The following is a 4,573-nucleotide window of genomic DNA, read 5'->3' as shown; positions in this document are numbered from 1 at the left end:
CCATTTGTAGATATCCAATTGGGAACACAAAAAGCTGAGTGATTCAACTAACGAAAAAACGTTAGTTGAAAACAAAAGGGAGCAGCTTGCCAGTTGGCAACTGCTCCCTTTTTGCTAACCAGCAGGCTATTTCTTTTGCAACATGGGCAATTAATCGGATTGGAAAAAAACATGTTGGAAGGGGATTGATTTCTGAGTTTAATGAGATCATTAACAAAGCAACTGCTCAAAGAGGTTGCCATGGTGAGATTATAGATAATTGAACTAACGATAAAACGTTAGTTTAAGTATATTTCTTCACAATCTTTACAATTACATTAATATAAATATCCAATATAAAATCATCTAACCTCTAAAAAAATACAGAGGAGAGATGATTTTGATAATTCTTTATTACAAAGCTACAACAAAGGCCATGATATTCCTCATGAGGATATTCTCCGCCGGCCGGTATATAACATCACAACAAAACAAACTTACCTAAAGCCATGCGTTTAGCCGATCGTTTGTTTATATTTAATAATACTCAAGTTGATTGGTTACAAGCAGAAAGGTGATGTGAAGAAATATCTTAAATGTCGCCGCCAGGAACTTAACTCTATAGAGCAACCTTTACATAACCTTAAGAAATTAGAAAACTATGAAACAAAATATTCTTAAAAATAAATTAAACTTTCTAATTCTATTGAGTGTTTATATATCAATAGTGATCAGTTCTTTTCTTTTTAATAGTTATCAAATTTTCAAGCGATAACTTCTGAAATACCAGGATATTCAAAGCTAGTACAACTTATTACGTAATCTACACATAAGAAATAGCTGTGTTTCTTTAGGAAGTGCCTATTAAAGGAGGAATGATAATGTGAAAAAACAACTAATAATTACGGGACTTACGAGTATAATGCTTCTAGGTGGTGGTCAATTTATTTATCAATCTTATGCTGCAGAAGACACAGGTGCACAACACAAGATTCAAGAGGCACAATCTGATAAAGTACCTGAGATTATTTTACCAACAGCAGAGTTAGTATCAGATCCTACAAGAATTGATATTTCCGAGGTTTCTGCGGAGGACATACATGTTCCTTCAGTTGGAGGAATAAGTACTAAAAGTCAAAATAAAATATTCTCACAAAAGACCGACGAGCACGGACTTTTTGTAAGAACAAATATATATACTGAAACTGGAAATACAGTGCGATTTACTCAGGCAGATCTTAATATGGATAAAGATGCTGTTCTTGAGAGTATAAATAATAGTTACAAAAATGAATCTGTCGAAATCGCTGAAATGAATGGTAATACTGTAGCTTATGTGGATGGTGAAAGTAGAGATGTAGTCCACTTAATAACACTAGATCACTTTTATAGTATTGCAGGAGAACATGGTCTACTTGAAGAACTTTTGGATATCGCAAAAAAAATTCAAGATTAACCATGAAAATATACCATTCTTCTTCAGAAACTTTTAATTAGTAATACCAATGGATTTCCCTCAAAAGGTCTGTTTTGGAAGACATCTAGATCATAATTAAGATTAAACTAAATGCTTAATTAGTTGAAAATATCATGGGAATTTCGCACTTAGTAACTGTCACTTAATTCATCTCTTCATTACGCTAACGAAAAAACGATAGTTTAATTAGAAAAAGTAAGCAACCGATCAATAGACCGGTTGCTTTTTCTTTAAGCTCCTGGACAGTTTAGGACCCATATTCACATTGCATGGATTAATAATGAAACCTACAATTTTAATCGTATTTCCATATTTTAACCTATAGTTATAAACAGACGATATGTTAGAATTTACGATTAAGTAAAAATTGGAAGGGAAAATTCATTAGTTCACAATTACAAAAGAAAGTTTAATAAAATAAAGGAGATGCTTATGTTTAAATTAGTAAAGGTTCATTATCAGAGAGATGCGAAAAAAATTTTATTTACATGTTTTATAATATTTTTTTTACTTTATTTGTTTTTCTATAGCTCAAGTATAACTACTATTACAAAGGTAGAAGGTAAGGAAGTTGGGAAATTCAAGAACTATATCACAATTACTAGTGGGAATGGCGAACGAGAAAAAATATCTGTGCCTGAATCTACATATAGTTTGGTAGAGACTAATCAAACTTACTTCATTACGTATTACCATAACTTTATAAGAGGTAATTATATTAAAAATCTCAAAATTACTGAGCCACTTAGAAAATAAATTAAAGAAAAAGTTTGTCGGATGATGGGATCTTCTACATAAATCCGTTGGACTATAAGCGTACGTAAAACTTTAGATAAATAAGATTACAGTCGATTAGGCTGTTCGGGTTAGTATAGGTAGCTGGGAACTGGTATAAACCTAGGAGGTGAATTTGTGAAAGAAGTTATTAAAAATGCTCTATTGGGTTTTGTCGTTTTTGTTATTGGCTTTGCCATTATTTTAGTTCTTACAAGATCCGGTATTGAAGCTGAACTGACATATTATGCTGCTATAGCATACGCTCTTTTATACTTAGCTAGTGTTATATCTGTCTGTACAGTAGTAATTCTAAGAAAAATTACTCAATTAAAAAAATGAACTACTCATTTGAACTAACGGTAAAACGATAGTTGAACACGTTAGTTGAACACAGCAGGGAGCAGCTAGCCAGTTGGCAGCTGCTCCCTTTTTGTTATGTAAACCGGCAGTTTAATGCAACAAATCCCACCTAATAAACGTTAACAATATAGCTGGGGGGATTTGTATGAGAAGGTTTCTTTTTGGAATAATAATTTCATTGTTGAGCATTTCTGGTTGTGATCATAATTCGGATTTAAGTCGAGGTTCAGACACAAAAACTAAGATTAGTCAGATAAATCAACTGTCTAAAGAAATGCCTGAGGAAATGCCTGAGGATTTCAACTTCTCGCTCAGCTACGGGTATGGTGAAGTAAATAAAAATGAAATAAATACCTATAACAATTCTGTTACAAAAGATTTGATTATAAAAGGTACAGCAAAGGCAGACTTTTCATTTAGCCAAGACGAAATGCAAAGTATTTATAAAAAAATGAAAGAAATAAACATTATGAGAATAAATGAATTTTCGCAGCAAGGGGACTGTGCCAAGACTCCCAGTAATACAGATAGCTGGAAAATTACTATAAATAGTGAAACGAAAACATTCTCGTGGACGGACCAGCATTGTAGTGTGAGTAACGATGAAAAATTATTATTAGACTTAAGAACATATATCCAACTGATCGTTAATGGCAAAGACGTATATAAAGCATTGCCTGAGGCGGAAGGTGGTTATGATTAAGAAAAGCAGATTGTGGATGTATTAACGCTATTTTTCTAATGGAAAAACGTTAATTAAATAAGAACATGTAAGCAGCCGCTTAGGAGTGTGAGATATGAAAAAAACAATATTGGCTTGTATTATGATAATGTTGATATCGGCTTGTGGAAATGTTGAGACGACATCAAATCCAAATACTTCTAGTGAGCCTAAATCTGAAACGGAAGAGTCTATTATTCCAAAAAACACATCCGAATATTGTACTGTAGAACGTATAAGTTTAGATAGTGAAACTGAAAAATATTTCTATGGAATTTGGAAAGTTGAAAAGCTTTTAGGATTTGCAAAGTCATATAATGATGCTTCTGAATATCCAACAGGGCAAAAATTTATTGGAGATAAAATTATAATCAAAAAAGACCTTTTTTCATCAAAAGGACTTAAAAAATATAGCAATTATCAATATGAACTAAAAAATCCATTATATGAGATTACAGCGACATGCTATAACTCTGACTCTTTTTATAGATTATATAAAATAGATATCTCAGACTTAAATATAAATGATGCAGTACAAACAATAGATATAAGTGACCCTTCTACAAAACTTAGCATACCTGTAAGTGTAAGTTTTTTTGTTGTTAATAACGATAGGCTTATCTTGTTATCAGAGGCAGCTATTTTTGAGCTTGAAAAAATTCCTAACTAAATGTTCTCTTCTTTTCATAATAAAGTGGGAAAGGCTTTTTATCCTTGCAAAGTGTCATCAATCAAACAAGGAAAAATTTATTATAAGGAATCAAGATCTGTTCAAGGCCAAGACAATATCTGTATCATTCAACTAACGAGAAAACGATAGCTGAACACAGCAGGGAGCAGCTTGCCAGTTGGCAACTGCTCCCTTTTAATTATCAAACCGGCAGTAGGGCAGCATTAGTTGAATGAGAGTTCTTAATGATATGTCTCATGAGCCAGTAAATTTATAGTGTTAGATCTACTTTATTACCTCTGCCACTAGTACAGTTAAAAAAAGAAAAAAGCACAATCCTTCCGGCTAAGAGAAGAAAGCGCTAGGGCAACAAATACACTATTTGCTGCTCTTATAACAGTTGCACTATTTCATACCCACTTGCGCTCTACATTCTTTGTATCTGTTTATGTATAAGTAATAGATAATAAAATTATATATTATACAATCTAATATTTTTATGGAAAATTTTTATGCTTAATATCTGTTCCAGTCATTCCAAGTTGTTCAATTTTATTTTCATCTTCATCAACTATTTCATAATAATAAA

Annotated in this window: 5 protein-coding genes; all 5 read left to right on the top strand. The window is 32.1% G+C overall.

Annotated elements, in window-relative coordinates:
• The first annotated feature begins 862 nt into the window (after positions 1–862).
• Entirely contained in the window at positions 863–1,435 is a 573-nt protein-coding gene (locus GQY27_RS20905) for a hypothetical protein (protein WP_160037195.1), read from the top strand.
• A 453-nt stretch (positions 1,436–1,888) separates the two neighbouring features.
• Positions 1,889–2,212 carry a hypothetical protein gene (locus tag GQY27_RS20900; protein ID WP_160037194.1) on the top strand — a complete coding sequence of 108 codons (324 nt, stop codon included), beginning with the start codon at positions 1,889–1,891 and terminating at the stop codon, positions 2,210–2,212.
• Between the two features lie 156 nt (positions 2,213–2,368).
• Positions 2,369–2,572, top strand: coding sequence for a hypothetical protein (locus GQY27_RS20895; protein ID WP_160037193.1), 204 nt, complete (start codon positions 2,369–2,371; stop codon positions 2,570–2,572).
• A 166-nt stretch (positions 2,573–2,738) separates the two neighbouring features.
• Positions 2,739–3,296, top strand: coding sequence for a hypothetical protein (locus GQY27_RS20890; protein WP_160037192.1), 558 nt, complete (start codon positions 2,739–2,741; stop codon positions 3,294–3,296).
• A 94-nt stretch (positions 3,297–3,390) separates the two neighbouring features.
• On the top strand, positions 3,391–3,984 hold the full coding sequence (locus tag GQY27_RS20885; protein ID WP_160037191.1) for a hypothetical protein: 594 nt from the start codon (positions 3,391–3,393) through the stop codon (positions 3,982–3,984).
• Positions 3,985–4,573: the final 589 nt, after the last annotated feature.

This window comes from Paenibacillus sp. An7 (assembly GCF_009870785.1).
GTDB lineage: Bacteria > Bacillota > Bacilli > Paenibacillales > Paenibacillaceae > Paenibacillus.
Note: the sequence above shows the minus strand (reverse complement) of the source record. Positions and strands in the feature narration are given on the sequence as shown.